This is a genomic window from Azospirillum sp. A1-3, assembly GCF_023806445.1.
GTDB lineage: Bacteria > Pseudomonadota > Alphaproteobacteria > Azospirillales > Azospirillaceae > Azospirillum.
This window is the reverse complement of the sequence record NZ_JAMSLU010000005.1, coordinates 82568-96660: the sequence shown is the minus strand read 5'-3', so window position 1 is coordinate 96660 and position 14093 is coordinate 82568. Positions and strand designations below refer to the sequence as shown.

10 protein-coding genes and 1 pseudogene are annotated in these 14093 nt (G+C 68.4%); 5 read left to right on the top strand and 6 right to left on the bottom strand.

The features are described 5' to 3' along the window. Position 1: 1 nt before the first annotated feature. The 3 genes from M5E06_RS24995 to M5E06_RS24985 are packed head-to-tail and all read right to left on the bottom strand — an operon-like array spanning position 2 to position 3752. On the bottom strand, positions 2–2977 hold the full coding sequence (locus M5E06_RS24995) for a TAT-variant-translocated molybdopterin oxidoreductase (RefSeq protein WP_252140517.1): 2976 nt from the start codon (positions 2975–2977) through the stop codon (positions 2–4). Then, complete coding sequence (locus tag M5E06_RS24990) at positions 2974–3627, bottom strand: cytochrome c3 family protein (protein WP_252140516.1); 654 nt, start codon at positions 3625–3627, stop codon at positions 2974–2976. The genes M5E06_RS24995 and M5E06_RS24990 overlap by 4 nt, the downstream gene beginning before the upstream one ends. A gap of 14 nt (positions 3628–3641) precedes the next feature. Next, positions 3642–3752 carry a twin-arginine translocation signal domain-containing protein gene (locus M5E06_RS24985; protein ID WP_109155893.1) on the bottom strand — a complete coding sequence of 37 codons (111 nt, stop codon included), beginning with the start codon at positions 3750–3752 and terminating at the stop codon, positions 3642–3644. A gap of 409 nt (positions 3753–4161) precedes the next feature. Between M5E06_RS24985 and M5E06_RS35910 the strand changes: the two are divergent. The 4 genes and pseudogenes from M5E06_RS35910 to M5E06_RS24965 form a co-directional block, all read left to right on the top strand. Continuing rightward, positions 4162–4258, top strand: a pseudogene (locus tag M5E06_RS35910) (AIR synthase-related protein); the annotation flags it as partial. Positions 4259–4587: 329 nt separating this feature from the next. After that, positions 4588–5022 carry a PepSY domain-containing protein gene (locus M5E06_RS24975; protein WP_252140515.1) on the top strand — a complete coding sequence of 145 codons (435 nt, stop codon included), beginning with the start codon at positions 4588–4590 and terminating at the stop codon, positions 5020–5022. Between the two features lie 152 nt (positions 5023–5174). Then, positions 5175–6662: a DegQ family serine endoprotease gene (locus tag M5E06_RS24970; RefSeq protein ID WP_252140514.1), complete on the top strand. Its 1488-nt coding sequence runs from the start codon at positions 5175–5177 to the stop codon at positions 6660–6662. 5 nt (positions 6663–6667) lie between these two features. Continuing rightward, positions 6668–7969: a DUF2254 domain-containing protein gene (locus M5E06_RS24965; protein WP_252140513.1), complete on the top strand. Its 1302-nt coding sequence runs from the start codon at positions 6668–6670 to the stop codon at positions 7967–7969. 22 nt (positions 7970–7991) lie between these two features. Here the strand turns inward: M5E06_RS24965 and M5E06_RS24960 are convergent, their stop codons facing one another. Next, positions 7992–8558 (bottom strand): sigma-70 family RNA polymerase sigma factor, encoded by a 567-nt coding sequence (locus tag M5E06_RS24960; protein WP_252140512.1) that lies wholly within the window; start codon positions 8556–8558, stop codon positions 7992–7994. Between the two features lie 48 nt (positions 8559–8606). Further along, a complete protein-coding gene (locus M5E06_RS24955; RefSeq protein WP_252140511.1) occupies positions 8607–9704 on the bottom strand; it encodes a TRAP transporter substrate-binding protein in 1098 nt (365 codons plus the stop codon). A gap of 178 nt (positions 9705–9882) precedes the next feature. On the opposite strand from M5E06_RS24955, the gene M5E06_RS24950 reads away from it, so the two are divergent. After that, a complete protein-coding gene (locus tag M5E06_RS24950; protein ID WP_252140510.1) occupies positions 9883–10566 on the top strand; it encodes a LuxR C-terminal-related transcriptional regulator in 684 nt (227 codons plus the stop codon). A 7-nt stretch (positions 10567–10573) separates the two neighbouring features. On the opposite strand, the gene M5E06_RS24945 is transcribed toward M5E06_RS24950, so the two are convergent. Then, positions 10574–14068, bottom strand: a complete 3495-nt coding sequence (locus M5E06_RS24945; protein WP_252140509.1) for a PAS domain-containing hybrid sensor histidine kinase/response regulator — start codon at positions 14066–14068, stop codon at positions 10574–10576. Positions 14069–14093: the final 25 nt, after the last annotated feature.

The following is a 14093-nucleotide window of genomic DNA, read 5'->3' as shown; positions in this document are numbered from 1 at the left end:
CTTACATCTCCTGGATTTCGGGGTTGGGGTTGCGCAGCCGTGCTTCAAAAGTCGTGCGCGGCTTGGTGTTCAGTTCCGTCAGCACGCCATAGTCCAGCGGGCTCGCCTTGCGGCGGTTGACCGCGCTGTCCTTGTCGTTCAGGTCGCCGAAGACGATGGCCTCCGCCGGGCAGGCCTGCTGGCAGGCGGTCTTCACCTCGCCGTCGCGGATCGGCCGGCTCTCGCGGTCGGCGGCGATGCGGGCGTTGCGGATTCGCTGGATGCAATAGGTGCATTTCTCCATCACGCCGCGCGCCCGCACGGAGACGTCGGGATTCCAGGACTGCGACAGCCGGTTGTCGTCCGCCGAATAGTTGAAGTAGTTGAAGCGCCGGACCTTGTAGGGGCAGTTGTTGGAGCAGAAGCGGGTGCCGACGCAGCGGTTGTAGACCATCACGTTCAGACCGTCGGCATCATGCATGGTCGCCCCGACCGGGCAGACCACCTCGCAGGGCGCGTTTTCGCAATGCATGCAGGGCATCGGCTGGAAATAGGTCTGATCCGGCGCCTCCGCCTCGCCCTCGTACCAGGTGTCGATGCGGATCCAGTGCAATTGGCGGTTCCGCAGCACCTCCTCCTTGCCGACGACGGCGATGTTGTTCTCTCCCTGGCAGGCGGCGGTGCAGGCGCTGCAGCCGATGCAGGAGTTGAGGTTGATCGCCATGCCCCAGGCGTTCCGCGGATACTCGTAATCGGGATAGAGCGAGTGTTCCGGCTCCTTGCGCTTGGCGAAGTCGGGATTCTGGCGAAACTCGTCGAGCGTGGCGTGACGGACCACGTCGGGGCTGTCGATCAGCTGGTGGTGCTGGGTGGCGGCCAGCCGGTAGGTCTCGCCGGTCTTGCGCAGCTCCACCCCCGGCAGTTGCCAGAGATGGTCGAGCGGCCGCAGCCGGAAGGCGTCGAAGCCGACGTCGCGCCCGACCCGGCCCACCACCTTGCGGCCAAAGCCGAAGGGCAGGGTGACGCAGTCGGGGGCATGGCCGGTCACCCGCCACACCGGCGCGCGAAGATTGCCGGCGGCGGTGCGTACCTCCACCACATCCTCATTCTGCAGGCCCAGCCGCTCCGCGGTTGCCGGCGCCATCAGCAGGGCGTTGTCCCAGGTCAGGGTGGTGAAGGGACGCGGCAACTCCTGCAGCCAGCCGAGATTGGCGTAACGCCCGTCGCGCAGCCACGGGTCCGGCCGGAACAGGGCGGTCAGCGTGCCGCCGTCCGGCCGTGCCGGCGCCGGCAGCAGCCGGGTTGCGAGATCGGACGCAGGTGAAACGGAAACCGGTGCGGCGGCGCTGTCCGGCACCACGCCGGTGCGCAGGGCGTCGCCCCACAGCCGCTCCGCATCTCCCTTGCCCTGGAATCTTTCGATCCAGGCAGCGCGCAGGATGGCGTAGCCATCGGGCCGCGTCTCGCCGGTGAAGACCTCCAGCAGCTCGTGTGGCGACCAGCCGCCCCACAGGGGCTTGATCTGCGGCTGCTGGATGGTGACGGTGCCGTCGAAGGCCCGCGCGTCGCCCCAGCGTTCCAGTTCATGGGCCTCCGGCACATGCCATGTGCAGAGCATGGCGGTCTCGTCCACCGCGGTGCCGAGATGGACAGACAACGGGACCTTTCCCAACGCCCCGGCGAAATCGAGGTCGGCGGGCGCGGTGAAGACGGGGTTGCAGCCCAGGATCAGCAATGTGTCGACCCGGCCGGCCGCCATGTCGGCGACCAGTCCTTTCAGCGACTCGCCATGGTCGATCGGATCGGCCTCCACCGGTTCGATATGGCTCACCATATGACCGGGCGCGCCCAGCGCCTCATTGATGGCGTGGACCAGCGCATGGATCGCCGCGGATTGTGTCGGCCCGGCATGGACCAGCGCCGCGCCACGGTTGGCGGACAGGTCGCGAGCGACGGCGCCGAGCCAGCCGGGGGCACCCTGGCGCCACTCTGCTGGCCCGACGCCAAGTTCGGCGGCGAGCGCGCGCACCACCGCCTCCACCTCGTCCGGGCGGGCGGCGAAGCGATGGTCGGCGCGGGCACCGGCCAGGGTCGGCACGCTTTCCACCGCATAGAGCCGGCTCATTTCCTCCGGCCGGCCCTCCTCGGCTGCCCGGCGGCGACGGGCGAAGTCGCGGGCGTAGCGCAGATGGCCCGGCGCGCTGTCGAGGACGTCGCTTTCCACTGCCAGGATCGTCTTCGCCCGATCGAGATGCAGAACCGTATCCACCGGTCGCCCGAAGGCCAGCATCGCCCCGGCCCGCACCGTGTCACGCCCGTCTGCTTCCCAGCGGTGCCATTGCAGCGCCGGAAAGCGCTGCTTCAACGCGGCGATCTGCCCAGACAACGTGGGGGAGGTGACGGTGCCGGTCAGCAGCCGCAGCCCGTTGCCGCCGCGCGCGGTCAGGGCGGGCAGGCGGTCAACCAGCGCCTTGACCAGTCCATTGACGCTGGCCGCCCGGCCCGCGGTCAGCACGGTGCGCGAGCGGTCGGGGTCATAGAGGTCGAGGATGCTTGCCTGAATGATCGGATCGAGCGCGCCGAGGCTGGAGGGATGGTCCGGATTGCCCTCCAACTGGACCGGGCGCCCCATCTGGTGGACGGCCAGCACACCGTCGGCATAGCCGCCGCGCGTGACCGCCGTGGCGAAATGGCGGGCGACGCCGGGAACGAGACCGGGCGGCATCGTCACATAGGGGATCGCCTCATCCGCCGCCTCTCCTGGGCCGCATCCCGACAGCCCGGCCAGCGCGAAGGAGGCGCCCATCAGTTCCAGCAGCCGGCGGCGGCCGACGCGCGCCTCCGCAAGGTCCGGCAGGCCGGGGAACTCGGCGCGCAGCAACTCCAGCACCGCCGGCTCGCGCGACAGCTCCTCCAGGCTGCGCCACAGCGCCCGGCCGCTCCGCCCGGCCAATCGGCCCTCGATCCGCCGGGCCAGCTCCTCCCGCCGCTCTGTCATCGGTGGCACACCGAGCAGTCGGACAGGGTTTCCGGATGGATATGATAGCGCGCCATCAACTGCTTGCCGGATGGCGTCGCCGCGGTCCGTTTCCAGTCGGTGTCGAAGACCGCCTCCTTCGGGCGCAGGTTCGGGGCAGGGTCGCGGTGGCAGTCCAGGCACCAACTCATCTGCAGGCTCGCTCCCTTCCAGGTCAGGGGCATGGTGTCCACCGGCCCATGGCAGGTGGTGCAGGCCACGCCCTTGGCGACATGGATGCTGTGGTTGAAGAAGACGTAGTCGGGCAGCGTGTTGACGCGGTTCCAACGGATCGGCTTGCCGGTGGCGAGGCTTTGGCGGACCGGGGCCAGCAGCTCCGCGTTGGTCCAGATTTGCGAATGGCAGGTCATGCAGGTGTGGGTCGGCGGCAGCCCGGCGCTGGGCGACTCCTCCACCGAGGTGTGGCAATAGCGGCAGTCCAGCCCCAGACCGCCGACATGATGCTCGTGGCTGAAGGGCACCGGCTGCGGCTGCACAATGCCCTGCCGTGTCGCATAGGTGGTGCTGGGGAAGAACCACGCGCCGCCGACCAGCGTGACCAGTCCGGCCAGCAGCGTGTAGAGCACCAGCTTGGTCGCGATGTTGGCTGTGGGGCTGAAGACTCCCGGCACGGTTCAATCCCCCGTCACGCCGGCAGTTCCCAGAGATTTTCGACAGGTTGCGCGATGCGCGTCGGTCCTGCGGCAGCCACCAGTCCGGCTGCTGCGGCCGCTTTGAAGAAGCGGCGTCGGTCCATGGCTGTGTCTCCCTATTTTCCGGCCCGGCATCGTGTGGGCTCGACCGGGACGAGGAACGGGGCAAGGGAACGGCATCGGGGTTGGCGTTCATCCGTACAAGTCCCCCATCCGCGATCCGGTTCCATGGCTTCGGTCGGGCTAGCCCGACTGCTCCGGGCGCTTGGCACCATGCGGCCAAGCCATTGGAACAGCACTTCATCGGGGGGCTATCCGCTTTCGACGTAAAGCCCCGTCGGGACCTCCACCGACAGATCAGTTGCCCCATCCCGATCACCGTGATGACCTTTCCGATCCGGACGGCGGAACCAGAAGCGACGATGCGCCCCCGCACCTCCCGTGCGATTGGAAGGCGGGCAATCCGCCTGCGCCGCCGTAGGCGCCCCGGTCGTCGGCGGGGCACTGGCCACGCTGGACGGGGTGCATGCCGTCACCGACGTGACGGGGTACGGCCTGCTCGGCCATCTGCTGGAGATTTGCCGCGGGTCGGGCCTGTCGGCGGAGATCCGCTACGATGACCTGCCGTTCTTTCCCGATACGCTCGATCTGGCGCGGGCTGGCCACACCACCGACGCCTCCACCCGCAACCGGGCGAGCTACGGTTCGGAGGTGCGCCTGCCCGCCGATTGGGCGGACGAACAGGCGGTGCAGGCGTTCATCTTGGTCAGGGTCCGTTTCCCTGAAATCCCCAGCACGAGTTCCGGTTTCTGGTGCCGCCGCAGAAATAGGCAGTCCTACACCAATGCGCGCTCCTTGCTGGTGTGAGCAGACCCGGCCGTGGGAGTTGGCCCTGCGCAGGCACGCCCTGCAGGAAACGCAAACACAAAAGGACATGCCATGCGTATCGCAATGCTCATTCCCGTCATCGGCCTCGCCCTGACCGCCGGCACGCCGGCCTTCGCGCAGTCGTCCACCGGCCAGCAGAGCACGCAGAAGAACGGCAGCACCGCGGCCACCCAGACCCATTCGCAGTTCCAGGCGATGACCCAGGACAAGCTCCGCAAGCAGCTGGAGCAGGCCGGCTTCAAGAATGTGAAGATCATCGACGCCGCCTATCTGGTCCAGGCCGAGACCCAGGACGGCAATCAGGTGTTCATGACCATCAATCCGCCGTCGCAGATGTCGGGCAGTTCGTCGACCAGCTCCGGCAGCGCGACGACCGGCGGCCAGTCCGGGACCTCCACCACCGGCCATACCGGTTCGGGCAATAGCAGCACGGGCAACACCAGCACGGGCAGCACCAGCTCGGGCAGCGGCGCGACCAAGCAGTAAGGCGCTGTCCGCGTAGCCATGAACCGCGGGGAGACAGGCGGTCTCCCCGCCCTTTCCGCATGTCCGCAGCAATGAGGTTTCCGATGCATGTTCTTCCCGATCAACACCGGCTTATCGACCGGGGGCCGACGCCCGTACGGGGGCGCAGCCGGATGTGGCTCGTCGTGGCCGCCGGGCTTCTCCTTGCGCCGGCCGGCCCCGTGCTGGCGCAGGGCAAGTCGGGACCGGCCGGAGAAATGCCGGCCAGCTTCGCCGACCTTGCCGAGGCGAAGCTGCCGTCTGTGGTGACGATCACGGCCTCGACCGCCCCGGAACGGCCGCAGATGGCGCAGTCCGACCAGCAGGGCGGCGCAGGCCCCTTCTCCATGCTGCCCGACAGCCCGCTGCGCGACTTCATGGAGGAATTGTTGCGGCGGCAGATGCCGGGCGCCCCCGGCGGCCATGGGCAGGGTGTTCCGCGCGGGGATGTGCCGCCCCGTCCGCATGGCATGTCGCTCGGCTCCGGCTTCATCATCGACCCCAGCGGCTATGTCGTCACCAACAACCATGTCGTGGAGCATGCGGACAAGGTCGAGGTCACCCTGACCGACAAGCGCAAGCTGCCGGCGAAGATCGTGGGAACCGACACCAAGACCGATCTCGCCCTGCTGAAGGTGGAGTCCGATAAGCCGCTGCCCAGTGTCTCCTGGGGCGACAGCAGCGCCATGCGCGTCGGCGACTGGGTGGTTGCGATCGGCAACCCGTTCGGGCTGGGCGGCACCGTGACCGCCGGCATCATCTCCGCCCGCGCGCGAGACATCGGCGCCGGCCCCTACGACGATTTCCTGCAGACCGACGCCGCCATCAACCGAGGCAATTCCGGCGGCCCGATGTTCAACGTCAAGGGCGAGGTGATCGGCGTCAACACCGCCATCTTCAGCCAGTCCGGCGGCAACATCGGCATCGGTTTCGCCATTCCCGCGTCGCTCGCCCGCCCGGTCATCGACGAGCTGCGCAGCAACGGCCGGGTGACCCGCGGTTATCTGGGCGTTACCATCCAGCCGGTCACGCCGGACATCGCCCAGGCGCTCGACCTCAAGGACCAGTCCGGCGCGCTGGTCGCCGATGTGTCCAAAGACGCCCCTGGCGCCAAGGCCGGGCTGAAGAGTGGCGATCTCATCACCGAATTCGCCGGCAAGCAGGTGGTCGGCCCGCATGAGCTGACCCGGATGGTGGCGCAGACCAAGCCCGGCGATACCGCCCGCGTCGTCGTCCTGCGCGACGGCAAGCCGGTGACGTTGGAGGCGCGGATCGCGGAACTGCAACCGCCGGCGGAGCAGGCCGAGGCGAAACAGCAGCAGCCCGGCGGCGGCCAGCTCGGCCTGACGCTGGCGCCGATCACGCCCGAACTGCGCAAGGAGTTCTCGCTCAATTCCGACGTGAACGGTGCCGCGGTGGTCGAGGTTGCACCGGACAGCCCGGCGGCGAAGGCTGGCTTCGAGCCGGGTGACGTCATTACCCGGGCGGGGCAGCAGACGGTGGGTGATCCCAGTGACGTGGCAAATGTCGTCGATCAGGCCCGCAAGTCCGGGAAGGACCATGTTATCCTTCTACGGCGGCGGGATGGCCAGTCGCTGTTCGTTCCGCTTCCGCTGGGGTGATTGGAGTGAAGGGCCGCCTGCGTTATTACTGGATGTTTCTGCGCGAGAGCCTGTGGTTCGTGCCGCTGCTGATGAGCATCGCCGCGGTGGCGCTGGCGGTCCTTCTCGTCACCAGAGGGCCGGTGCTGCCCGACGGGGCGGCCGAGCTGTGGCTGGTCTACAGTGGCGATCCCGAAAGCGCCCGCCAACTGATGGGCGCCCTGCTGTCGGGCATCATCACGATGACGTCGCTGGTGGTCTCCATCACCGTGGTGGTGCTGACCCTGGCCGCCGGCCAGCTCGGCCCGCGTCTGGTGCGCAATTTCATCGGCGATCCCCAGACGCAGGCGGTGCTGGGACTGTTCGTGGCGACGATTCTTTATCTGCTTGTGGTTTTCCGCAGCATCGGAGCCCCGTCCGACAACGCGATCCCCCATTTCGCGATCACCGTCGGGACTGCGCTTTCGGCCTTATGCTTGTTCGTGTTGCTGTTCTTCGTCCACAAGCTGGCGCGGTCGATCATGTACGACAACGCGGTGCGCGACGTGTCACGCCAGTTGCGCGCGTCCATCGATCTGCTTTTGCCGGAGAATGCGGACACCGAAAAATCGCCGCCGCCAGTGCCGGAGGATGCGGTGTGGTTCGGGCTGGGAGAGGACGGCTATGTCCAGGCGGTCGACTTCGACATGCTCGTGCGCAAGGCATGCGAGGCCGACGCGGTTCTCTGGCTCGACGTCCGACCCGGGCATTTCGCTCTCGTCCGCGGCCGTCACCTTGCCGTGCATCCGCCGGAGGCTTGTGACGAGGCGTTCCGCCGCTCCATCCGGCAGGCCTTCATCGTCGGGACCGAGCGGACCCCAACCCAGGACCTGGAATATGGCATCCGTCAGTTGGTGGAGATGTCATTGCGGGCGCTGTCGCCGGGGATCAACGACGTCTATACCGCGCTGACCGTCATCGACATGCTGTCCTCGGCGCTGTCCCGCATCTTCGAACGGCCGCTGCAGGTGGCGGTGCTGTGCGACAAGACGGGCGCTTTGCGTGTGGTCCGTAACGTGACCGACCATGACGGGCTGGTGCGGGCGGCCTTCGACCAGATCCGGCAGGCAGGCGCCACAATGCCGGCCGTTCTGATCCGCGTGGCGGAAGCCCTTGAGGCTCTGGCGCCCTATGTCAGCGACGAGCCGCGCCGGCAGCCGCTGCTGGCGCAGATCGCCCTCATCGAGGCCGCGGGCGAGCGGAGCGACTTCCTCGACCGTGACCGCGAGGCGTTGCGCGTCCGCTGCCGCAGCGCGCGGGACAGTCTGTCGGATCGGACCGCCGACTGATGGGGCTCGGCCCGGAGCCGGTCTAACCGGCGGTTCGCCGGGCCATCTCCGAATATTCGGACGAACGGCCGGACATCGGCAGACCGGTATGCCGGGCCAGGGGTGGACGGCGCTGTGTCTCGCAGTCGGCCCGCAGCCGGTTGCGGGCGCGGGACAGGCGGGACCGGACGGTGCCGACCGACACGCCCAGCTCGTCGGCCGCTTCGAGATAACTGTCGCCATCGACGGCGACGATGCGGATCAGCCGCTGATGCTCCTCCGAAAGCCCGTCGATGGCAGTCGCTACCTCCCGCAGCAGGACTTGATGGTCCTGTGACGGTCCGCTGGCGATTTCGCCGTCCATCACCTCGACCTCGCCGAAGCGGCGCTTGCGGGTCCATTTGCTGTAGTGGACGTTCTTCAGGATGGTGCAGAGCCAGGCTTCCAGGTTCGTGCCCTGCTCGAACTTCTCGCGGTGGCGGAGCGCACGTTCCATGCAGTCCTGGACGAGGTCGTCGGCCTCGGCGGGGTTGCGGGTCAGGCTGCGCGCGAAGCGCTCCATCGCTGGCATGGACCGGATCAGGTCCCGGTCGAAGTCATAGGTCATCATGCGCTCCTTTTGGGTTGGCGCAGGGGGGTGGTCTCCCTGGTTTCGGGCCTAGTTCCGGGAAGTCCCCGGCGGCTGAAGGGAGGCGGAACGGTCGAAGCTGTTCTCGGCGATGCGGAACCATAGATGCTGGGCGTCGCGGAACGGCTTCCATGAGGCGTAGACCTTGCGGAAGCGGCCGTTGACCGAAGCCAGCGCCTCCAACTGCTCCTCGGTGGCCCGGTGGGCGGCCCGCAATATTTCCAGCGGAAAGGGACGAAGGATGGCCCCTTCGGCCGTCAGCTGCTTCAGGGCGGCGGGGTTGAGGGCGTCGTAGCGTGCGGTGACCCAGAGATTCGCTTCGGCGCAGGCGACCTCCACCGCCTCCCGGTATTCCGGCGGCAGCCGGTCCCAGGCCTGCCGGTTGACGTAGCAGGACAGCTGCGCGTTCCCCTCGAGAAAGCCGGGGTAGTAGCAATAAGGCGCAACCTTGTGCAGGCCGAGCCGCAGATCGTCATGCGGGCCGGCCCAGGCCGCCGCGTCGAGAGTCTTGTCCTCCAGCGCGGTGCGAAGCCCGGCATAGCCGGTTCGCTGCGGTTGGCCGCCCAGGCGGCGAAGCACGTCGGCGGCCATTCCGGACACACGGAATTTCAGTCCGTTCAGATCCTGTGCGGCGCGGATTTCCCGCCGGAACCAGCCTCCCAGTTGGGAGCCGGTATTGCCGACCGGGAAAGGGACCACATCGTGGTCGGCAAGCAACTCGCGCATCAGCGCCAACCCGCCGCCCTGGTACATCCAGGCATTCTGCTGCCGCGCGTTCAATCCGAAGGGGACCGATGTGTCGAAGACCAGCGCGGGCTCGCGGTCCATCGCCTGATGGCTGACGCCCAGCCCGATCGGCGCGCCGCCGCTGCCGACGAAATCGAGCATCGGCTGATCCGTCTTCGGCCGCAGGGAGGAGTCGCGGTCGATGACGAACCGGTTTCCGGTCAGCCGAGCGACCCGGCGGACGAGGACCTCCACCCCGCCGTTCAGGATGTCCAGTTCCCTCGGGAAGGTCGCGGCCAGCGGCCATCGGATCTGCGGCGGCCCTTGTGCGATCGCCGGGGTGGCGAGCACGGCTCCGCCCAGCCCGAGGCCCATGGCCGTCAGGAGATTGCGCCGCTTCATCGGTCCTGTTTCCGTCTCTGGTCGACACCGCCCGGGGACTGGGCGTCCGCATTAGCCCATCGGCGCAATGCGGTTTCCGGCGGCGCGAAGTGTTTCTCACTCGTTCAGAAAGCTATGTCGTCCCCCTCGTGACTTCCATGTGACTTTGGTTTAGCAGCGAAGCCAACAGGACCCGATCATGCCCACCCATATCGTCGTCGCCGACGATCACCCCATGTTCCGCGACGCCATGCGTCTCGCCATCGCCCGTGCGCTGCCCGAGGCCGAAATCGTCGAGGCTGGGACGCTGGACGCGGCGGCGGCGGCGCTGGAGGAAAGCCCGGACGCCGATCTGCTTCTTCTCGACCTGAACATGCCGGGGATGCAGGGCTTCGCCGGTCTGGTCTATCTGTGCGGCCGTTTTCCCGCCCTGCCCATCGCGGTGATCTCCGCCAACGAGGAGCCGCGGGTGATCCGCCGTGCGCTGGGGGCCGGCGCCTGCGGCTACATCCCGAAATCCGCCCCGTCCGACATGCTGGGCGAGGCGCTGCAGGCCCTGCTGGCGGGCGAATTGTGGCGGCCGGCGCTGCAGGAGCCGAACGGTGTCGGGGCGGAAGAGGATGCGGCCGCCCGGATCGCCAGCCTGACACCGCAACAGGTCCGGGTCCTGATGATGCTGAACGACGGGCTGGTGAACAAGCAGATCGCCCATGAGCTGGGCGTGTCCGAAGGCACGGTGAAGGCGCATGTCTCGGCGATCCTGCAGAAGCTGGGCGTCACCAGCCGGACCCAGGCGGTGATCCTGGTCCGGCAACTGGCCGAGGACGCCGATGCCCCGCAGGAGCTGATCCGCCGCGCGGCGGAAGAGCGGCGGGCCGGCTGAGGCCGGCCTATTCCGCTGCCGGCCGCGCATTGGTCAGGCGGCGCATCAGCGTGCGTAGGGCGGCAGGGCGGATCGGCTTGTTCAGCAGCGGCAGGCCGAGGCTCTCCGCCCGTTCCTTGACGCCGGCGGACCGGTCGGCGGTGATCAGGGCTGCCGGAACCGGCTGGCACAGCCGCTGCCGCACCGCCTGGACGCAGGCGAAGCCGTCCTCTGCTTCGTTCAGATGGACATCGGCGAGGATGAGATCCGGCGCTCCGCTCTCCGCTTCGGCCAGGGCGGCGGTAAGCCCGGTGGCGGTCCGCACCTGACAGCCCCAGCCGCCCAGCATAGTCCGCATCCCGTCCAGGATGGTGGGGTCATTGTCGATGCACAGGATGCTCGTCCGCTCGGCCGGCACCGCCTGCGCATCCGCCGGCTGACGCGCGGCTTGCGCATCCGGTTGGGACACACCGAGGGGGATGCGGACACCGAAGACCGTCCCGCGGCCGGGGATGGAGTGCAGCGTTACCGGATGGTCGAGCACGCGGCCGATACGCTCGACGATGGACAGCCCCAGCCCCAGCCCATGTTCCACCCCCGGTGCCTCGGCGAAGCGCCGGAACTCGCCGAAGACCAGGGATTGCTTGTCCTCGGGGATGCCGATGCCGGTGTCGCAGACCTGGACCACGACATGGCCCGCGGCCCGGCGGGCGCCCAGCAGCACCCGGCCCTGCGGCGTGTAGCGGATCGCATTCGCCAGCAGGTTCTGCAGCAGCCGATGCAGCAGGCGCCAGTCGCTGTCGACGGCGAGGCTGCAGGGCAGGATGCGCAGTTGCAGCCCTCGCTGTTCGGCCAGCGGTGCGAACTCCACCGCCAGCGTGGCGAAAAGTCGGCCGAGCGGGAAGCTCTGGCGCTCCGGCTTCACCGCGCCGGCATCGAGCCGGGAGATGTCCAGCAGCTCTCCCAACAGTTCCTCCACCGACGCCAGCGCGCCGTCCAGCTTGCCGACCAGCGCGTCGTTCGGCATCCGGTCGCCCAGGCTGGACGCATAGAGCCGCGCTGCGTTCAGCGGTTGCAGCAGGTCGTGGCTCGCCGCGGCGAGGAAGCGCGTCTTGTCCTGGCTGGCTTCCTCCGCCGCAGCCTTGGCACGGGCCAGTTCGGCGGTGCGCTGGCGAACCCGCTGCTCCAGCCGGTCCTTGGCTTCGGCCAGAGCCGCGGCGGCGCGGACACGCTCCGTCATGTCGGAGAAGGTGGTGACATAGCCGCCGCCGGGCATCCGGCAGGTGTGCATCTCCAGGACGCTGCCGTCCGGCCGGTGCTGCTCGATCGGGTTGGCGATGCTGGCAAGGAAGGCGTCAAGTTGCCGGGCGACGAGGGCGACGGGATCGCCCCGGCCGTAGAGCCCATGCAAGGCGCCGAAGCGCAGGATTTCCGGAAGGGCGATCCCGGCCGGTTCCATCTCCGCCGGGATGGCCAGCAGCCGGCGGAAGCGGCGGTTCCAGCTGACCAGCCGCAGATCCTTGTCGAAGACGGCGATCCCCTGAGCGACATTCTCCATGGTCGTCTGCAGGACGTCGCGGTTGTACTGGATGGCCGCCGTCGCGTCGTCCAGCAGCCGCAGCGCGTTGCCCTTGCCGACGCTGTGCCGTTCCAGCGTCAGGGCCATCACCAGCCGGGCGGAGGCGGCGCCGATGGCGCTCGCCAGCAGTTTCTCCGTCTGCCGGATCAGGCGCAGGTCGGCTTCTCCCGTGCTGTTGGACGCCGACAGGCCGGCGAAGCCATGCTCCGCCCGTTCGGGGCCGAGATAGCGGGCAGCGACCGTCCTCAGTTCTTCCGCCGTGACGGAGCCGGTGCGCGGTTCGAACCCGGCATGGCTCCACTGGAGGTCGGTGTCGGTGAAGGCGCCGGCCTGCAAACGCTCGATCGGCCGTGGCACCGTCCGCAGCGAGACCGCGATGTAGACCACGCTGTTGGCGAGCAGGCTCCAGGTCACGCCATGGACGAAAGGGTCGAAATGGAAGCCGAGCAGACGCTGCGGCGCCAGCAGGCCGGTTCCGAACGGACCGGTGGTCAGGATGGCGGACGACAGCCAGCCGGCCTCGATGATCGCCGGCAGCAGCAGCGTGTAGCCCCACACGATGAAGCCGGCGACGACGCCCCAGACGGCGCCGGTGCCGGTGGCGCCCCGCCAGATCATGCCGCCGATCAGGGCCGGCGCGAACTGCGCCACCGCGGCGAGGCTGACGAGGCCGATGGAGGCCAGCGGGAAGCCGGTCCCGATCATCCGGTAATAGACGTAGGACAGCAGCATCAGCACCAGGATCGTTGCCCGGCGGGTGGCCAGGATCAGCCGGCGCATGTCCAGCCGGTCGATCCGGCCGCCGCGGCGGCGCAGCAGGATGGGCACCACCAGATCGTTGCTGACCATGTTGGCGATAGCGACGGAGGAGACGATCACCATGCCGGTGGCGGCGGACAGGCCGCCGACGAAGGCGATGGTCGTCAGAATTTCCTGCCGGCCGGACATCGGCAGGGCTAGAACCGTCATGTCGCGGTCCACCGAGCCTTCCGGGAACAGCAGGAGGCCGGCTGCGGCGATGGGAACGACGAACAGGGCCATGGCCGCGAGATAGGCCGGGAACAGCCACGTCGCCTGCCGGATATGCTTCTCGTCGCGGTTCTCGATGACGGCGACGTGGAACATGCGCGGTAGGCAGAGGACCGACAACCCGGCCAGCGCGGTCATGGTGATCCAGCTGGAGCCGTTGACGCCGCTGGCGAACTGGTGCCGCAGGTCCGGCTCGGCCGATGCCAGACGCAGCAGGTCGGCCGGCCCGTCGAACAGTCCCCAGGTCGCGTAGGCGCCGATGGCGAGGAAGGCGGCCAGCTTCATCACCGCCTCCACCGCGATGGCCAGCATCATGCCCTCGTTGCGTTCGGTCGCGTCGACGTGGCGCGTGCCGAACAGGATGGCGAACAGGGCGAACACCACGGCGGCGACCAGGGCGCTGTCGGCCCAGATCGGGGAGGCCGCCGGCCGCTCCAGCATGACGATCTCGGGATAGCGCAGCAGGACGGCGAAGCTGGCCGAGACGGCCTTCAACTGCAAGGCCATGTAGGGCACGGTCCCGACGATGGCGCCCAACGTGACGATGGCCGCGACCGACTGGCTCTTGCCATAGCGGGCGGCAAGGAAATCGGCGATGGAGGTGATGTTCTGCGCCTTGGCGATCCGCAGGATCTTGTGGAGCAGCGGCCATCCCAGCGTGAAGATCAGGATCGGGCCAATGAAGATCGGCAGGAAGGCATAACCGCCGGTCGACGCCATGCCGACGCTGCCGTAGAAGGTCCAGCCGGTGCAGTAGACGGCCAGCGACAGCGCATAGACCAGCGGACCCGATCCCGCCCCCGGCTGCGTCCCGGATTGCGTGCCGTGGCGGCGCGCCCGGCGGTCCCCCCAGGAGGCGATGGCGAACAGGAACCCGAAATAGGCCAGCGCGATGGCCAGAGCCGCTCCACTCATCAGCATGCCTCCTGAGTTCGGAGGT

Bases quoted from the DNA above. Each gene is read 5' to 3' on its own strand.
- M5E06_RS24995 (WP_252140517.1), bottom strand. From the start codon at position 2,977: ATGACAGAGCGGCGGGAGGAGCTGGCCCGGCGGATCGAGGGCCGATTG.
- M5E06_RS24985 (WP_109155893.1), bottom strand. From the start codon at position 3,752: ATGGACCGACGCCGCTTCTTCAAAGCGGCCGCAGCAGCCGGACTGGTG.
- M5E06_RS24975 (WP_252140515.1), top strand. From the start codon at position 4,588: ATGCGTATCGCAATGCTCATTCCCGTCATCGGCCTCGCCCTGACCGCC.
- M5E06_RS24970 (WP_252140514.1), top strand. From the start codon at position 5,175: ATGTGGCTCGTCGTGGCCGCCGGGCTTCTCCTTGCGCCGGCCGGCCCC.
- M5E06_RS24960 (WP_252140512.1), bottom strand. From the start codon at position 8,558: ATGATGACCTATGACTTCGACCGGGACCTGATCCGGTCCATGCCAGCG.
- M5E06_RS24955 (WP_252140511.1), bottom strand. From the start codon at position 9,704: ATGAAGCGGCGCAATCTCCTGACGGCCATGGGCCTCGGGCTGGGCGGA.
- M5E06_RS24950 (WP_252140510.1), top strand. From the start codon at position 9,883: ATGCCCACCCATATCGTCGTCGCCGACGATCACCCCATGTTCCGCGAC.
- M5E06_RS24945 (WP_252140509.1), bottom strand. From the start codon at position 14,068: ATGAGTGGAGCGGCTCTGGCCATCGCGCTGGCCTATTTCGGGTTCCTG.